A 14,177-nucleotide genomic window follows, 5' to 3' on the forward strand; every position below is an offset into this window, starting at 1 on the left:
AAGAAACTAGTACTTATACTCAAAGAGTAGTATCTGCTCCAGCTGCAGCTTCTGCGTGGGGGCATCTGGCTGCTGCTCGGCCGCGCTCTCTTGGCGGCGGGCTTCCTGCTCCTCGGGCGACAGTGCGCCGCCAGCGGGTTGCGGCGAACGCTGTCCCTGCGGACGCGACTGCGACTGTTGCGGACGTGCGACATCGAAGCCCTGCGGGCGTTGGGGTCCGCCAGCGCCGGGACGGCGCTTGGTTTCGACCACCACCGTCTTGGATCGGCCATGACTGAAGCTCTGCTTCACGGTCCCGGTCGAAACCGATCCCGCGACGCGCGGCTTAAGGCTCAGCGGAGCGCGCGGCCCCGACTGGGACGGCGTGCCGCCCTGATTGCCTTGTCCGGCGCCTGGGCCCTGGTTGGTCTTGTCGTTTTCGTCGCTCATCCGGTCGCTTTACTAGGGGCGGAAAAGCCCGCCGTCGTCTCAATACCCATGAACGACCGTGAGCCCGTCTCCGCCCTTGGAGACAGGCCCTCGGCCGTCAAAATCCTCAGCTCGCCCCTATCGGGGTTGCTCCCGCCGATCCGTCCTCGCCACCGGGAACATCCCAGTGAGGGGGGCGAAGCGGCCGAAATCCGGCCAGTCGTTCGACCTCAATGGTCCACCGATCGGCCCTTCCGCCCGCAAGCAGGACGGCGTGTATCGCATTTTCCAGCCCAAGGGCCAAACTCAAATCGTCCGCCGTGAATGCGCCGCAGATCTTGGAGGTCTGATGGCGGGCCAATGCGAGGATTTTGCCACGCCCGTCGGCAGAGCCGTCGGCGGCTTCCAGCACCCAGGCGGCCTTGCCGGAGCGGATGCTCGCGGCGGACTTTTCAAAGCCCGATATAAGAACGCCTTCGCGCCGGGCAAGACCCAGCTGGTCGAGACAGCGCTTCACCAGCAGCCGTTCGACGACATCGACCAGATCGGCCGCAGCGGTCAGTTTGGTTTTGGCGGAGCGGGTGAAGCCGTTTTTCTTGACCGCCGCCTCGACGGAGGCGCGGCTGGCTTCGACCCACAGGCCGCGTCCGGGCAGTTTCCTGCCCAGATCGGGAAGCACCTGGCCATCAGGCCCGGCGACGAAACGGATCAGACGAGATTCATCCATGACCTCGTGTGAAACGAGGTCCCGGCGTTCTCTATCGATCGTTGCGTCGCGCAAGCTCATGTGTGGCCAGGTCTCCCATCACGCGTTCGACGGTTCGGAGGCGTCCTCTTCGAGGACCTCCGCGTCGTCGGCTGCGTTGTCTGCATCTTCAGCCGAAGCCTCGCCGAACACCTGGTCCGGGTCGTATTCGCCCTCGGCGTATTCGCCTTCTTCCTCGAACTCTTCCGGCTCAGGCTGCGGCAGTTCCGAAGCGTCGATCCAGCCAGCGGCGACACGCGCCTGCAGGATCAGCAGTTCAGCGTCTTCCTGAGCCAGGTTGAAGCTTTCCAGCACGCCCGGGACCTTCACCCGTTCGCCGTTCTTCACTTCATAGCCGCCGCGGATTTCGTCGGTGGCCAGATCAGCCAGATCCTCGACCGTCTTCACGCCGCCTTCGCCCAGGGCCACGGCGATGGCCAGGGTCACGCCTGGCACCTGAAGCACGCCGTCCTCGACGCCCAGCTCAACGCGCTTGGCGTCCTGCTCGGCGGTCTTGCGATCCAGGAAGTCGCGGGCGCGAGCCTGCAGCTCCTCGGCGGTTTCCTCGTCGAATCCTTCGATCTCGGCGACTTCGTAAGCGTCGACATAGGCCAGGTCTTCCACCGTGGCGAAGCCTTCGGTGACCAGCAGCTGGGCGATGACCTCGTCCACGTCCAGGGCTTCCTGGAACAGGCTGGTGCGCTCGCTGAACTCGCGCTGACGGCGCTCAGAATCCTGAGCCTCGGTGATGATATCGATCTGCCAGCCGGTCAGCTGCGACGCCAGGCGGACGTTCTGGCCGCGACGGCCGATGGCCAGCGACAGTTGCTCGTCCGGCACGACCACTTCCACGCGGCCGGCTTCTTCGTCCATCACGACCTTGGAGACTTCAGCCGGGGCCAGGGCGTTGACGATGAAGGTCGGCTCGTCCGGGTTCCACTGGATGATGTCGATCTTCTCGCCCTGCAGTTCGGCGACGACCGCCTGAACGCGCGAGCCGCGCATGCCGACGCAGGCGCCGACGGGGTCGATGGAGCTGTCGTTGGACAGGACGGCCATCTTGGCGCGCGAGCCGCTGTCACGGGCGGCGGCGCGGATCTCGATCACGCCGTCGTAAACTTCCGGCACTTCCTGCGCGAACAGCTTGGCCATGAAGCCCGGATGGGCGCGGGACAGCATGACCTGCGGGCCCTTGGCCTCAGGACGGACGTCATAGATGTAGGTGCGGATGCGGTCGCCGATGTTGAACACTTCGCGCGGGATGGACTGGTCGCGGCGCATGACGCCCTCGCCCCGGCCCAGGTCGACGATGGTGTTGCCGTATTCGACGCGCTTGACGGTGCCGTTGACGATTTCGCCGACGCGGTCCTTGAACTCTTCGTACTGGTTGGCGCGTTCCGCCTCGCGGACCTTACCGGTCACGACCTGGCGGGCCATCTGGGTCTGGACGCGGCCGAACTCGAACGGCGGCAGGTGTTCGATATATTCCTTGCCGACTTCGGCTTCCGGGTCGCGCTTGGAGGCGTCCGTCAGGCGCACCATGGCGCTGTCGTTGAACTCTTCCAGCTCGTCTTCCGGCATCCAGTCGTCGGCGACGATGGTGACGTGGCGGGTCAGCGACAGTTCGCCGGTCTTGTGGTCAATCTTGGCGCGGATGTCGTGGTGCGCGCCGTAACGCGACTTGGCGCCCTTCTGGATCGCTTCTTCAATCGCTTCGATGACGATTTCGCGGTCGATGTTCTTCTCGCGGGCCACGGCCTCGGCGATCTGCAGCAGTTCGAGGCGGTTGGCGGAAATACCGGTGACGGCCATCAGGCGTTGTCCTCAGAAGGGGTCGTGGTGTCGGTTTCGGTGTCGAGGGGCTCGCCTTCCGGCAGGCCGTCGTCTTCAGGTTCGCCACGCGCGGCGCGAATGGCGGCGCCCCGTTTCATCAGGGCGTCGGTCAGAACCAGTTTGGCGTCGCTGATCCAGTCGAACGGGATCAGGGCGGTGTCTTCCTCGCCGTCCAGGTCGATCAGGACGTTGTCGTCTTCAAACCCGGCCAACACGCCCTTGAACCGCTTGCGGCCCTCGATCATGCGGTCGGTCTCCAGACGCGCTTCTTCGCCTTCGAACAGTTCAAAGTCGAGGGGACGGGTCAGCGGGCGGTCGATGCCGGGCGAAGACACTTCCAGCAGATATTCGCCGGCGATGGGATCAGAGGCGTCGAACACCTCGGACACGGCGCGGCTCAGCTTGGCGCATTGTTCGACGGAAATGTCGTGGTCCGTCGGGCGCTCGGCCATGATCTGCAGGCGCTGGCGCTTGGAGCCGGACATCAGGCGGATGCGCACGACATCAAGGCCGAGCGACTCCGCGATGGGGTCGATCAGCTCAAGCAGTTGGCGGTCCTGGGCGGTTTTTGCGCGCAAGCGTCGAATATCCAAAACAAAAGCGGCGGTCCGTCCGGGCCGCCGCTTGGAACGACGCCGTTGGACGCCGGTCTAACGATGTGAGGGGCCATATAGGCTAACCGAAAGGGGTTGTCAGCCCCCTGCGGTCAAACGGGCCGTCAGCGCGGGCCCAGATAGTCGCGTTTGCCGATCTCAACGCCCGCTGCCCGCAGCAGGGCGTAGGTCGTGGTGACGTGGAAAAAGAAGTTCGGCAGGGCGAAACCGGTCAGATAGTCGGCGCCTCGGAATTCCTGCTGGCCGCCGGGGAATTTCAGCACCACCTCGCGCCCCTCCCCCTCATCGAAGGCGTCGCGCGGCACGCTTTCGATATAGGCGATGGACAGGGCGATGGTGGCCTTCAGCTCCGCAAACGACGCCTCAGTGTCATCCGTCTTGGGCCAATCCTGGCCGACCAGACGCGCGACGCAGGCCCGCGCCGAAAAGGCCGCCGTCCGCACCTGGGCCGGGAACGGGTTCATGTCCGGCGCCAGCCGCGCCTCCATCAAGGCGGCCCCATCGAACCCTTGCGCAATCGCCTTGTCGAGCAGAGCCGACAGGTTGTTCAACGCGCGCACAAAGACGGGCGCGGAGGCGTCGTAGATCGAAAAAGCCATGGAGGTCAGGTCCGGTTGGAACGGCGCCTTAGCTGCTAATCGACGCGCCGGAATTCAAGGAAGACCGGCGTGGTGTCGCCCAGCTTCTTTTCCTCATAGCGGGTGACGACGTGATCCGCGGGCGGGACGAACCAGTCCTGATCTGCTGGGCCGATCCGTTCCAGCCCCGGCGTCCGCTCCAGCCGCTCCAGCGACCATTCGGCATAGTCCAGCCAGTCGGTGACGAAGCGCAGGGTCCCGCCCTTCTTCAGGATGCGGGCGAAGGCCTGGGCCGTCTCGTCCTGCAACAGGCGGCGCTTGTTGTGACGCGCCTTGTGCCAGGGATCGGGGAACAGGATCAGCACCCGATCCACTGAGGCGTCCGGCAGGGCGTCCACCACGTCGCGCGCATCATCGGCGTGGATGCGGACATTCTTCAGATCGCCTTCCTCGACGTGGCGCAGGGCCGAGGCCACGCCGTTCAGGAAGGGTTCGCAGCCGATGACCAGGGCGTCAGGCCGCGTCGCCGCCTGGGCCGCCATATGCTCCCCGCCGCCGAAACCGATCTCCAGCCAGACCTCGGTCGCCTCGGGCATCATCGCCTTGGGGTCCAGCGGTCCGGCCTTTGGGTCCGGTACGGCGATGGCGGGCAGCAGGGTGTCCATCAGGGCCGCCTGACGCGGCTTGATCGGGCGGGCCTTGATGCGGCCGAACGACCGCAGCGGGCGGTCCAGGTGCGGGTTTTCGTCTTCGGGGGGCAGATCGGCGCTCATGCGCCTGCCGTTAGCGGTCGCGAGGCGAGGCGTCCAGCGCAGGACGCCTCAACCGATCCGCTCGCGCTCAGCGGAATGCCAGCGCCAGGCCGACTGGATGATGTCCGTCAGATCGCGCGTCGGCCGCCAGCCCAGCACCGCGCGCGCCTTGGCGTTGTCGGCGACCAGCACCGGGGCGTCCCCTGCCCGACGCGCCACAGTCTCCACCTCGAACGGCAGGTTGGTGGTGCGGCGGATGGTGTCGATCAGTTCTTTGACCGTGGTGCCGGTCCCGGTGCCCAGATTGAAGACGGACGTCTCGCCGCCCTCCAGCAGGTATTTCAGCGCCCGCACATGGGCGTCGGCCAAGTCCATCACGTGGATGTAGTCGCGCACCGCCGTGCCGTCGCGGGTGTCATAGTCATCGCCGAACAGTTTGAAACCTGACCGCTGGCCCAGCGCCGTCTGCAGCGCCAACGGAATGGCATGAGTTTCGGGGTGATGCCGCTCGCCGATCCGCCCCTGTTCATCCGCGCCCGCCGCATTGAAATAGCGCAGGCAGACCGAACGGAAACCGGCATAGGTCGAATAGTCGGCCAGCGCCTGCTCAACCATCAGCTTGGACCGGCCATAGGGGTTCAGCGGCCCCTGGGGATGCGTCTCATCCATCGGCAGACGGACCGGATCGCCATAGGTGGCGCAGGTCGAGGAAAAGACCATGCAGCCGATCCCGCCGCGCCGTGCGGCCTCGATCAGGGTGATCGCGCCCGCGACATTGTTCTCATAGAACCGGCCCGGCTCCTTCACCGACTCCCCGACCTCGATCAGGGCGGCGAAATGCAGGACGGCGACCGGCCTGTGCTTGGCGATCACCTCGCCCAGACGGGCACCATCGCGGATGTCCCCCTGCTCCAGAACGCCCCACTGCACGAAAGCCGCATGGCCGTTCGTCAGGTTGTCATAGACGAGCGGCGTGAACCCCGCCTCATGCAGGGCCAGACAGACGTGCGATCCGACATAGCCTGCGCCGCCAGCAACCAGGACCGTTCGGGACATGATGCGCCTTCATCAGCTCAGTCGAAGATAATCGATTTTCAATCCTACGGCCTTGGCGGTCGCCTGAAGCTGCAGATAGGCGCTGAGTATATGATAAAATGAACTCGCTGGCGCCGGCTCGTCGATAAAGGCGCCGTTTTCCAGCAACTTGTCGCGCCACAGGCCATCCGGGGTCAGGTAGCCCCACAAGGCGCGTTGAGCGGCGGCGGCGTCATCCAGAAACGCCGTCCGTTCTCCGTCATCGCTAAGCTCCGCCAGGATCAGAGACGCCTTCATCCATTCGGTCTGAGGCCACAGGCGCGCCCGCGTATTTCTGATGGAGCCGTCGTCATTCAGAGTGTCAACTGCCACCTGCCTCTGCACGGCGACGCCACGTCGCCCAAAAGCGTAAAGCCGACGCGCGGCGGCCAAGGCCGTCTCGTCGCCGCGCGCTCTTCCATATCGCGCCAACAGCCAGGCCCATTCAAACTGATGTCCAGGCTCGACCACTCGACCGTCTTCACCCGCTGCTGGCGTCCAATCCGCATCGAAAAATTCACGCAGGAAACCGCCCTCGGCGTCGATGAATTTTTCCAACGTCAAGGCCACGACACGATCGGCCAGCTGCGCCCAACCTTCGTCTTCGCCTGCAGATTCCCATGCCAGACAGGCCTCGAGAAGATGCATGTGGGCGTTCGACTGATAGGGATGGTCGCCCTTTTCGATTAGCCCGCCCCTCTCCGGCGCCTGGTTCAGCAGGGCTTGTCGAACCGCCAAGGCCGCCTTCTCATGGTCTCCCTCCACGCCCGCCCCTAAGGCCGACGCGCGGGCCAGCATCAGGAAAGCCTGATCATAGACCATGGCCGTTTCATCCAGAGGCCGCCCGTCTTCGTCCAACAAGGTCCGCATCAGGCCATCGTCGCGCAGATAGTCGGTTTCAAGCCGTTCAAGGGCCCGCTGCACCATCGTCAACCAGGGCCCGCGCCAGCCATTGCGTCCCGCCTCTGCATAGACGTGGATCTGCCGCGCCTGGACCCGCGCACGCCGCTGCGCGGTTACATGACGACCGTCCTGCGACAGCAGTTCAGCAAAACCGCCGTCCTGCGCCTGACCTGCCGTCCCCCACAGCGGCAAGGCTCGCATACGGAGCCAATCTGCGAAGCGTCGCCCCCCATCCGCCAAATTCTCCGACTTAGTCGCCGCAAAATCCAGATGTTGAGGCGAGGCGGTCTTCAGACGTTCGACCACCTTTTTGACGTCCTGACTTCGGTTCATGTCACAGACCAGGACGGCGTCATGTTCGACGATGATGGCCAGGTTACGCACGCCGATGGCCGCAACCATCACCCCTTCGGGCGCTCTCGCCATGCAATTTTCAGCATCTTCAAAAATAAAGGCGCCGAGATCGCCTTCGCCCGTCGCCGACACCGCATCCCACGCCCCTAAGTCAGACCAGGCGAAATCCACAGCCAGCACCGAGGCATGCCGGGTCTTCTCCATGACGGCATAGTCGATGGAGATTTTGGGCGCGGCGGAAAAAGCGGGGGAAAGTGTAGCCAGATCACCGGCCTCAACAGGCGGCAAGGCAGCCAAGACTGCTGCGGCGACGGCAGGCGCTTCATGCCTGAGCTCATTCAACAGTGTTGCGGCCGAAACGATGAAGTTGCCGCTGTTCCACAGATAGCCGTCAGCAATATAGCGTTCAGCGGTATGAGCGTCTGGCTTCTCGATAAAAGCCTTTACGGCGGACAGCCCCTGCCCTTGCGGCGCAATATAGCCATAGGCGGATGATGGTGTATCCGGCCTGACGCCCAGAGTAACGATCTGGCCTGCTCTGGCCGCATCCGCCGCCTTCAGCACGGCGTCGCGAAACGCCTGATGGTCAGGAATATGATGATCTGAGGCGACAAAGACATTGATGCCTGCAGCATCTATACGCGCGGTCCAGGCCGCTGCAGCAGCCATTGCGGCGGCGGAATCCCGCGCTTCTGGCTCTAACAGAACCTGCGCCTCAATCCGCAGTTCCGCCAATTGACTGAGGATCGCGTCCCGATGCGCAACGCCGCCAACGACAATCAACCGCCCCCCGTCGCTCGACAGCGGCGCGACACGTAGCGCCGTCTCCTGAAACAGAGAGCGATTGCCGGACAGCGGAATAAACTGTTTCGGCCTGGATGGTCGCGACGCTGGCCACAACCGCGTCCCCGCCCCACCGCACATGATTACCGGATAGATCCCCATAGCCCCAGATTACACACCGGCCACGCTCATAAAACCTTGAAACGATGACACTTCGTTATTTCAATCGATCATTGTTACAAGAAAGCCGCGCAAGCGCGCCTCTCATTTAACGCTCATTATCGCCGCTCAAAGGACGGCGGCAACAGGCCTTTAGTCATCCTTTCACGCCCCTGCGCGTTCCGGTTTTCGATGAACGGGACTTCATCGGAGCGCCGGAATATGGTCAGGCTCGCGTCATGCTGACGCCCGACCAACGGATGAGGGTGGCGGCCTCGACAACCGTCCCGAACGGGAGACTGAAGACATGAACCACCGCGCCGCCCCTACGGCCATCGCCGCCCCGACCTCGCTTGCCCGGCGCCACATGCTGCTGGGCGCAGGGCTGGTGGCGGGCTTCGCCACGCTTGGCGTCTTCGGCACGCCAGCAGAGGCTCAGGCCGCCCTGTCGGCGGAAGACCGCGCCGTGGTCCAGCAGGCCCAGACCTATCTGCAGGGCCTGACCTCGGCTCAAGGCGCTTTCGTCGAGACCGGGCCCAACAATGTCCGCCGCGAAGGCCGCTTCTACCTGCAGCGTCCGGGCAAGATGCGGTTCGAGTACACCAATCCCGCCGGGCTTCTGGTCGTGTCGGACGGCTATAACGTCAAACGCTATGACCCCCGGCTGGAGAATTTCCAGCAGGTGCCGCTGGGCCGCACCCCCCTGTCGGTCTTTCTGGCCCGCAACGTCCGTCTGGATCAGGGCGTCCGCATCGACGACGTGACGCGCATGGCGGGCGGCGGTTTTTCGATCACCGCGCGCGATTCCGCCCGTCCGAACGACGGTCAGGTGGTGCTGAGCTTTGCCGGAACCCCGCTGCGCCTGACCGAATGGACCATCACCGATCCGCAAGGCGCGCGCACGCGGACACAGCTGACGGCCCTGCAACCCGCGTCAGGCCTGGCTGCCAGCCTGTTCCAACTGCGTGATCCGACCCGCCGCCCTGGCCGGAACTGATGTCGAACCCGATCGGAAACTTCACCGATCACAGTTATCAGTCCGTTACCGGATAATCACACCCAAACAGTAATTATGACAGTTTGACCTTTTCGTTTTGTCGTGACATCTAGAACACAGGACGACGGCGGTCGTCCTACCGCCACGGATGTCATCCCCCTCCCGGCGGCGAGAGAGACGAAACTTTCAGAGCCCGGCCCGTAGCGGCCGGGCCTTTTTTATGCCGCCAAACTTGAGCGGGGCCTGCTACAGCGGGCCCATGACCCTTCGCCTCGCCACCTGGAACATCAACTCCGTCCGCCTGCGCATCGATCAGGTCGCCCGTTTCGTTCAGGAGCGCGCGCCCGATGTCCTGATGCTGCAGGAGATCAAATGCACCACAGACCAGTTTCCGCGCGCCGCCTTTGAGGAAATGGGCCTGCCGCACCTGCGGGTTCTGGGCCAGAAGGGCTGGCATGGCGTGGCCATCGCCAGCCGCCTGCCGATCGAGGACAGCGAGACCTTCCAGGTCTGCAAGCTGGGCCACGCCCGCTGCGTCTCGGCCAGCGTCGCCGGGATCGACATCCAGAACTTCTACATCCCCGCTGGCGGCGACATCCCCGACCGGGCGCTGAACCCCAAGTTCGATCACAAGATGGACTTCTACGAACAGCTGACCGGCATCGTGGCCCGTCAGGACAAGTCGCGGCCGCTGGTGATGGCCGGCGATTTCAACATCGCCCCGGGCGAAGGCGATGTGTTCAACCACCGCTACATGTCCAAGATCGTCAGCCACACCCCCATCGAGGTCGAGACCCTGAACCGGCTTCAGGCCACGGGCGGTTTCGCTGATGTGCTGCGCGACCGTTTCCCCGAGCCGCAGAAACTGGCCAGTTGGTGGAGCTACCGCGCCGCCGACTTCCGCAAGTCCAACCGAGGCCTGCGTCTGGACCACATCTGGACCTCGCCCGGCCTGACCCCCGCCGTGGTCAAGAACACCGCCCGCATCCACGACGACGTGCGCGAATGGGACCGTCCCAGCGACCACGCTCCGGTCACGGTCGACCTGGACATCTAAGCCCTCAATAGACGGCGACAGGGCGCAGCGACGTGGGCGCAGGACGGCGCCCCGACCGCTCCACCCTGTCCGCTGCGCGGACCAGACGCTCGACCACCTGATCCAGTTCCGCTTCCGGCAGGGTGTAGGGCAGGCGCAGTCGACGTTCGAAGGCGCCGTCGATGCCGAAGCGGGGGCCAGAGGCCAGTCTCAGCCCCTCTTCCGCCGCCTGCTGGGTCAAGGCAGAACTGATCGGCGCAGGCAGGCGCGCCCACAGCGACAGGCCGCCCGCTGGACGGGGGCAAACCCAGTCGGGCAGACGCTCGGCCAGACGTGCGCGCAGGTGATCCCGTCTGGCCCGCAGCAGGGGCCGCCGTACCGCAAGCCCCGAACCGCCGTCGTTCAGCAGTTCGACGGCGGCCAGTTGCTCCAGGATCGGCACGCCCAGATCGAAACTGGCCCGGCTTTGAGCCAGACGCTGGATCACCGCCCGGTCCGCCCGGATCCAGCCGATCCGCAACCCACCCCAGACGCTCTTGGACATCGAACCCAGCCGCACCATGCGCGGCGCATCCACCGCAGAAGCCGTCAGGGCCGGCGGACCGCTGAGCGTCAGTTCCACCAGCGTCTCGTCCAGCACCAGCAGGTTCTCTGATCCCTTCATCGCCGCCAGCAGGCGCAGGCGGTCCGCCGCCCGCATCATCCGCCCGGTCGGATTATTATGGTCCAGCACCAGATAGGCCATTGGCGCGGCATGGCTGCGGCAGGCGCAGGCCAGACCCTCGACGTCCCAGCCCTCCTCGCCGTCCTCATCCGGCAGGGCGACCGGGATAGCCCGCGCGCCCGCCGCCAGAATCGCATCTATGGCCTGCGGATAGGTGGGATGGTCGAACACCACCGCATCCCCGGGCCGCACCGTCAGCCGCAACAGATGCACCAGTCCATTGTGCGCCCCATGCGTGATCAGGATCTGCCCCGCCGAGGTCGGCAGGCCTCGCCGTCGATAGCCTGCCGCCACCGCCTCGCGCAGTTCCTCCAGCCCCGCCGTCTCATAGCCATGCCCCGGCAGATTGGCGGGCAGCCGCTCCAGCGCCCGCGCATAGGCCGCATGGATGTTGGGATCAGCCGGCAGGACCGCCGCCGTCAGGTCGATGACATCGGCGCCCTCGCCCTGCGCATCCGCAGGCGGGCGTGTCAGGCCGGGGTTGCGGCTGGGCGGCAAACTGGTGCGGGCGGCGGCCCCTTGCCCCCCGGTCAGAAACCCGTCATCCCGCAGTCCGCCATAGGCGGCTGACACGGTCGTACGGCTGAGCCCCAGCGTCTGCGCCAGCTCCCGCTCTCCGGGCAGGCGCGCGTCCAGCGGCAGCCGCCCGTCCAGGATCAGCAGCCGCACCGCACCGGCCAGCTGGCGATAGGCCGCCCCCGCCCCCGGCCTGCGCCATTCGCCCAGATGGCGGATCAGGGTGCTGGAACGGATGGTACGCGGCGTCATCAGGCCAGAATGCCACAACTGGCCCTTTTTCTGGAAGCCAGTTTGGCGCAAATCGGCGAAATGACCCGTCGCCTGCTCCAGCTTTTCCTCGGCCTTGGCCTCTACGGCCTGTCCATCGCCATGATCGTCCGCGCCGGTCTGGGGCTGGACCCATGGGATGTGCTGACCCAGGGCATATTCGAGCGGTTCGCCGGTCGTGCCGGGATCAGCTTCGGCATGGTGGTCAATCTGATCGGTCTGGCGGTGCTGCTGCTGTGGCTGCCGCTGCGCCAGAAGCCGGGGATAGGCACGGTGGCCAATGTTCTGGTTATCGGCACAGTGGCCAACTTCGGTCTGGACTGGATCCCCGCCGACCTGGCCCTACCCTTGCGCGCAGGCCTGCTGATCGGGGGGATTGTCCTGAACGGTGTGGCGACCGGCGCATATGTGGGCGCAGGCCTTGGCCCCGGCCCGCGCGACGGACTGATGACCGGCATCGTGGCCCGCACCGGCTGGCCAGTGAAATGGGTCAGGACCGCAATCGAGATCACCGTCGTCGCCGTCGGCTGGCTGCTGGGCGGATCGGTTGGCCTCGGCACCATCCTGTACGCCGTCGCCATCGGCCCGCTGGTCCACGTCTTCCTGCCGATGTTCACGATCAGGAAGAAGGGCTAGAGGCCGCTCGACATTCCGTCGGCTGGAAATCTTAGATCGTCATTCCGGGGCTGAGCAAAGCGAAGAACCCGGAACCCAGGGCTGCAGCGCCGTTGTTGGACGTATTCGGCGCAGGGTTGCGAGCCTCCTGGGTTCCGGGTTCGTCCTACGGCCGCCCCGGAATGACGGCGCATGGCTGAATGTCGATTAGCCCTGAGGGCCGCGAGCCCGCTTACGGCTGTAGACGGTATCCGCCTGCGTCGGTCAGCAGCAGACGCGCTTGCCCCGGCTCCGGCTCGATCTTCTGGCGCAGACGATAGATGTGGGTTTCCAGCGTGTGGGTCGTGACCCCGGCGTTATAGCCCCAGACTTCCGTCAGCAGCTCTTCGCGCGACACCGGCTTGGCCCCGGCGCGATAGAGGTATTTCAGGATGTTGGTTTCCTTCTCGGTCAACCGCACCTTCTTGCCCTTGGCGTCCGTCAGCATCTTGGACGCGGGGCGGAACTCGTATGGGCCGATGGTGAAGACGGCGTCCTCGGACTGTTCGTGGCTGCGCAGATGGGCGCGGATGCGCGCCAGCAGCACGGCGAACCGGAAGGGCTTGGTCACATAGTCATTGGCGCCCGCATCCAGCCCCAGAATGGCGTCAGCGTCCGCCGCCTGGGCCGTCAGCATGATGACCGGGGTCGAGACCCCGTCCTTGCGCAGCAGGCGGCAGGCCTCGCGCCCGTCCATGTCGGGCAGATCGACGTCCAGCAGGATCAGGTCGGCCCGAACCTCGCGCCCCATCCGCACACCGTCCGTCGCGGTCGCGGCCTGAAGCGTGCGGAACTCTTCGTGCAGGTTCAGCTGCTCGGCCAAGGCCTCGCGCAGGTCGTCGTCGTCGTCGATGATCAGGATGGTCTTGGGCGTGGGCATGGGTCAGACAATGGCGAGGCTTTGGCCCCGCGCCAAGGCTTGGGGGTGCGAATTCAACTCAAGTAACCGCTTAGAGCCTGTTTAAGGCCGATTTCGTTCCCCGAATAATGCGGTTCCGACGCGCACATGGGTGGCGCCGCGGCCGATCGCCGCCTCAAAGTCCCCGCTCATGCCCATCGACAGAACCGACAGACCATTGTGCGACGCGATGGATTTCAGCAGGTCGAAGTGCGGCGCGGGATCTTCGTCCGCAGGCGGAATACACATCAGCCCCTCGACATTCAGCCCATAGGTCTGCCGCGCGGCGTGGATCAGGGCGTCCGCTGCATCCGGCAGGACGCCTGCCTTCTGGGCCTCGGCGCCGGTGTTGACCTGAACCAGAACGCGGGGCGCGCGGCCCTGTTTCGCCGCTGCATCGGCCAGAGCCCGCGCCAGTTTTTCACGGTCCAGCGTCTCGATGACATCAAACAGGACGACCGCATCCTCAGCCTTGTTGGTCTGAAGCGGTCCGATCAGGCGCAGCTCCAGCCCTTGAAGCGCCGGCAGCCGGTCGGTCCAGCGGCCTTGCGCCTCTTGCACCCGGTTTTCCCCGAACACCCGCTGGCCGGTGGCCAGAATGGCGTCGATAGCCTCGGGCTGCTGCGTCTTCGACACGGCGGTCAGGGTGACGGACGCCGGGTCGCGTCCTGCGGCATGACAGGCCGCATCAATTCGGCTGCGGACAGCGGCGACCCGTTCAGCGATGGACGCGGGGGATGAAGCGGGAGAAGAAGGGGTCATGATCCTGCCGGCCGGTTACAGCGATGACGCACGTGCGCTCTGGGATGCGGCGACCGCTCTAAACCGCGCCGCCGCCGCTGTCAGATCCTGCGACCACCAGCACGCGGCCTGTCATCT

13 protein-coding genes and 1 pseudogene are annotated in these 14,177 nt (G+C 65.2%); 3 read left to right on the top strand and 11 right to left on the bottom strand.

Annotated elements, in window-relative coordinates; all coding sequences use genetic code 11:
• Nucleotides 1-234 precede the first annotated feature (234 nt).
• The 8 genes and pseudogenes from QZ281_RS04135 to QZ281_RS04170 form a co-directional block, all read right to left on the bottom strand.
• Nucleotides 235-429: pseudogene (locus tag QZ281_RS04135) on the bottom strand (translation initiation factor IF-2 associated domain-containing protein); the annotation flags it as partial.
• Nucleotides 430-535: 106 nt separating this feature from the next.
• On the bottom strand, nt 536-1,195 hold the full coding sequence (locus QZ281_RS04140) for an RNA-binding protein (protein ID WP_292225047.1): 660 nt from the start codon (nt 1,193-1,195) through the stop codon (nt 536-538).
• Nucleotides 1,196-1,213: 18 nt separating this feature from the next.
• Complete coding sequence (gene nusA / locus QZ281_RS04145) at nt 1,214-2,965, bottom strand: transcription termination factor NusA (RefSeq protein ID WP_292225049.1); 1,752 nt, start codon at nt 2,963-2,965, stop codon at nt 1,214-1,216.
• Nucleotides 2,965-3,564, bottom strand: coding sequence for a ribosome maturation factor RimP (gene rimP / locus QZ281_RS04150; protein WP_292225051.1), 600 nt, complete (start codon nt 3,562-3,564; stop codon nt 2,965-2,967). The genes nusA and rimP overlap by 1 nt, the downstream gene beginning before the upstream one ends.
• 140 nt (nt 3,565-3,704) lie before the next feature.
• Complete coding sequence (locus QZ281_RS04155) at nt 3,705-4,199, bottom strand: DUF1993 domain-containing protein (protein ID WP_292225053.1); 495 nt, start codon at nt 4,197-4,199, stop codon at nt 3,705-3,707.
• A gap of 35 nt (nt 4,200-4,234) precedes the next feature.
• Nucleotides 4,235-4,951 carry a tRNA (guanosine(46)-N7)-methyltransferase TrmB gene (trmB, locus tag QZ281_RS04160; RefSeq protein ID WP_292225055.1) on the bottom strand — a complete coding sequence of 239 codons (717 nt, stop codon included), beginning with the start codon at nt 4,949-4,951 and terminating at the stop codon, nt 4,235-4,237.
• A 48-nt stretch (nt 4,952-4,999) separates the two neighbouring features.
• Nucleotides 5,000-5,986 carry a UDP-glucose 4-epimerase GalE gene (galE, locus tag QZ281_RS04165; RefSeq protein WP_292225057.1) on the bottom strand — a complete coding sequence of 329 codons (987 nt, stop codon included), beginning with the start codon at nt 5,984-5,986 and terminating at the stop codon, nt 5,000-5,002.
• Between the two features lie 12 nt (nt 5,987-5,998).
• The gene (locus QZ281_RS04170) at nt 5,999-8,206 is read right to left on the bottom strand and encodes an AGE family epimerase/isomerase (protein WP_292225060.1); all 2,208 of its coding nucleotides are present in this window, start codon (nt 8,204-8,206) and stop codon (nt 5,999-6,001) included.
• A gap of 304 nt (nt 8,207-8,510) precedes the next feature.
• Between QZ281_RS04170 and QZ281_RS04175 the strand changes: the two genes are divergently transcribed.
• Together QZ281_RS04175 and QZ281_RS04180 are read left to right on the top strand one after the other, a co-directional pair.
• The gene (locus QZ281_RS04175) at nt 8,511-9,200 is read left to right on the top strand and encodes an outer-membrane lipoprotein carrier protein LolA (protein ID WP_292225063.1); all 690 of its coding nucleotides are present in this window, start codon (nt 8,511-8,513) and stop codon (nt 9,198-9,200) included.
• A 259-nt stretch (nt 9,201-9,459) separates the two neighbouring features.
• Nucleotides 9,460-10,257 (top strand): exodeoxyribonuclease III, encoded by a 798-nt coding sequence (locus QZ281_RS04180; protein WP_292225065.1) that lies wholly within the window; start codon nt 9,460-9,462, stop codon nt 10,255-10,257.
• Between the two features lie 4 nt (nt 10,258-10,261).
• On the opposite strand, the gene QZ281_RS04185 is transcribed toward QZ281_RS04180, so the two are convergent.
• Nucleotides 10,262-11,728 (bottom strand): PLP-dependent aminotransferase family protein, encoded by a 1,467-nt coding sequence (locus QZ281_RS04185; RefSeq protein WP_292225067.1) that lies wholly within the window; start codon nt 11,726-11,728, stop codon nt 10,262-10,264.
• Between the two features lie 9 nt (nt 11,729-11,737).
• Here QZ281_RS04185 and QZ281_RS04190 point away from each other — a divergent pair, with 9 nt between their 5' ends.
• Nucleotides 11,738-12,382, top strand: a complete 645-nt coding sequence (locus QZ281_RS04190) for a hypothetical protein (protein WP_292225070.1) — start codon at nt 11,738-11,740, stop codon at nt 12,380-12,382.
• 211 nt (nt 12,383-12,593) lie between these two features.
• Here QZ281_RS04190 and QZ281_RS04195 read toward each other — a convergent pair whose 3' ends face one another.
• Together QZ281_RS04195 and QZ281_RS04200 are read right to left on the bottom strand one after the other, a co-directional pair.
• Nucleotides 12,594-13,280 carry a response regulator transcription factor gene (locus QZ281_RS04195; RefSeq protein WP_292225072.1) on the bottom strand — a complete coding sequence of 229 codons (687 nt, stop codon included), beginning with the start codon at nt 13,278-13,280 and terminating at the stop codon, nt 12,594-12,596.
• 81 nt (nt 13,281-13,361) lie between these two features.
• Entirely contained in the window at nt 13,362-14,060 is a 699-nt protein-coding gene (locus QZ281_RS04200; protein WP_292225074.1) for a YggS family pyridoxal phosphate-dependent enzyme, read from the bottom strand.
• Nucleotides 14,061-14,177: the final 117 nt, after the last annotated feature.

Origin of the sequence: Brevundimonas sp. (assembly GCF_018608325.1) — a bacterium.
Classification (GTDB): domain Bacteria; phylum Pseudomonadota; class Alphaproteobacteria; order Caulobacterales; family Caulobacteraceae; genus Brevundimonas.

Excerpts from the sequence above, each read along its gene's own strand:
- QZ281_RS04185 (WP_292225067.1), bottom strand. The coding sequence starts at position 11,728 with ATGACGCCGCGTACCATCCGTTCCAGCACCCTGATCCGCCATCTGGGC.
- QZ281_RS04170 (WP_292225060.1), bottom strand. The coding sequence starts at position 8,206 with ATGGGGATCTATCCGGTAATCATGTGCGGTGGGGCGGGGACGCGGTTG.
- QZ281_RS04175 (WP_292225063.1), top strand. The coding sequence starts at position 8,511 with ATGAACCACCGCGCCGCCCCTACGGCCATCGCCGCCCCGACCTCGCTT.
- nusA (WP_292225049.1), bottom strand. The coding sequence starts at position 2,965 with ATGGCCGTCACCGGTATTTCCGCCAACCGCCTCGAACTGCTGCAGATC.
- trmB (WP_292225055.1), bottom strand. The coding sequence starts at position 4,951 with ATGAGCGCCGATCTGCCCCCCGAAGACGAAAACCCGCACCTGGACCGC.
- QZ281_RS04190 (WP_292225070.1), top strand. The coding sequence starts at position 11,738 with ATGCCACAACTGGCCCTTTTTCTGGAAGCCAGTTTGGCGCAAATCGGC.
- QZ281_RS04200 (WP_292225074.1), bottom strand. The coding sequence starts at position 14,060 with ATGACCCCTTCTTCTCCCGCTTCATCCCCCGCGTCCATCGCTGAACGG.
- QZ281_RS04180 (WP_292225065.1), top strand. The coding sequence starts at position 9,460 with ATGACCCTTCGCCTCGCCACCTGGAACATCAACTCCGTCCGCCTGCGC.
- QZ281_RS04155 (WP_292225053.1), bottom strand. The coding sequence starts at position 4,199 with ATGGCTTTTTCGATCTACGACGCCTCCGCGCCCGTCTTTGTGCGCGCG.
- galE (WP_292225057.1), bottom strand. The coding sequence starts at position 5,986 with ATGTCCCGAACGGTCCTGGTTGCTGGCGGCGCAGGCTATGTCGGATCG.
- QZ281_RS04140 (WP_292225047.1), bottom strand. The coding sequence starts at position 1,195 with ATGAGCTTGCGCGACGCAACGATCGATAGAGAACGCCGGGACCTCGTT.
- QZ281_RS04195 (WP_292225072.1), bottom strand. The coding sequence starts at position 13,280 with ATGCCCACGCCCAAGACCATCCTGATCATCGACGACGACGACGACCTG.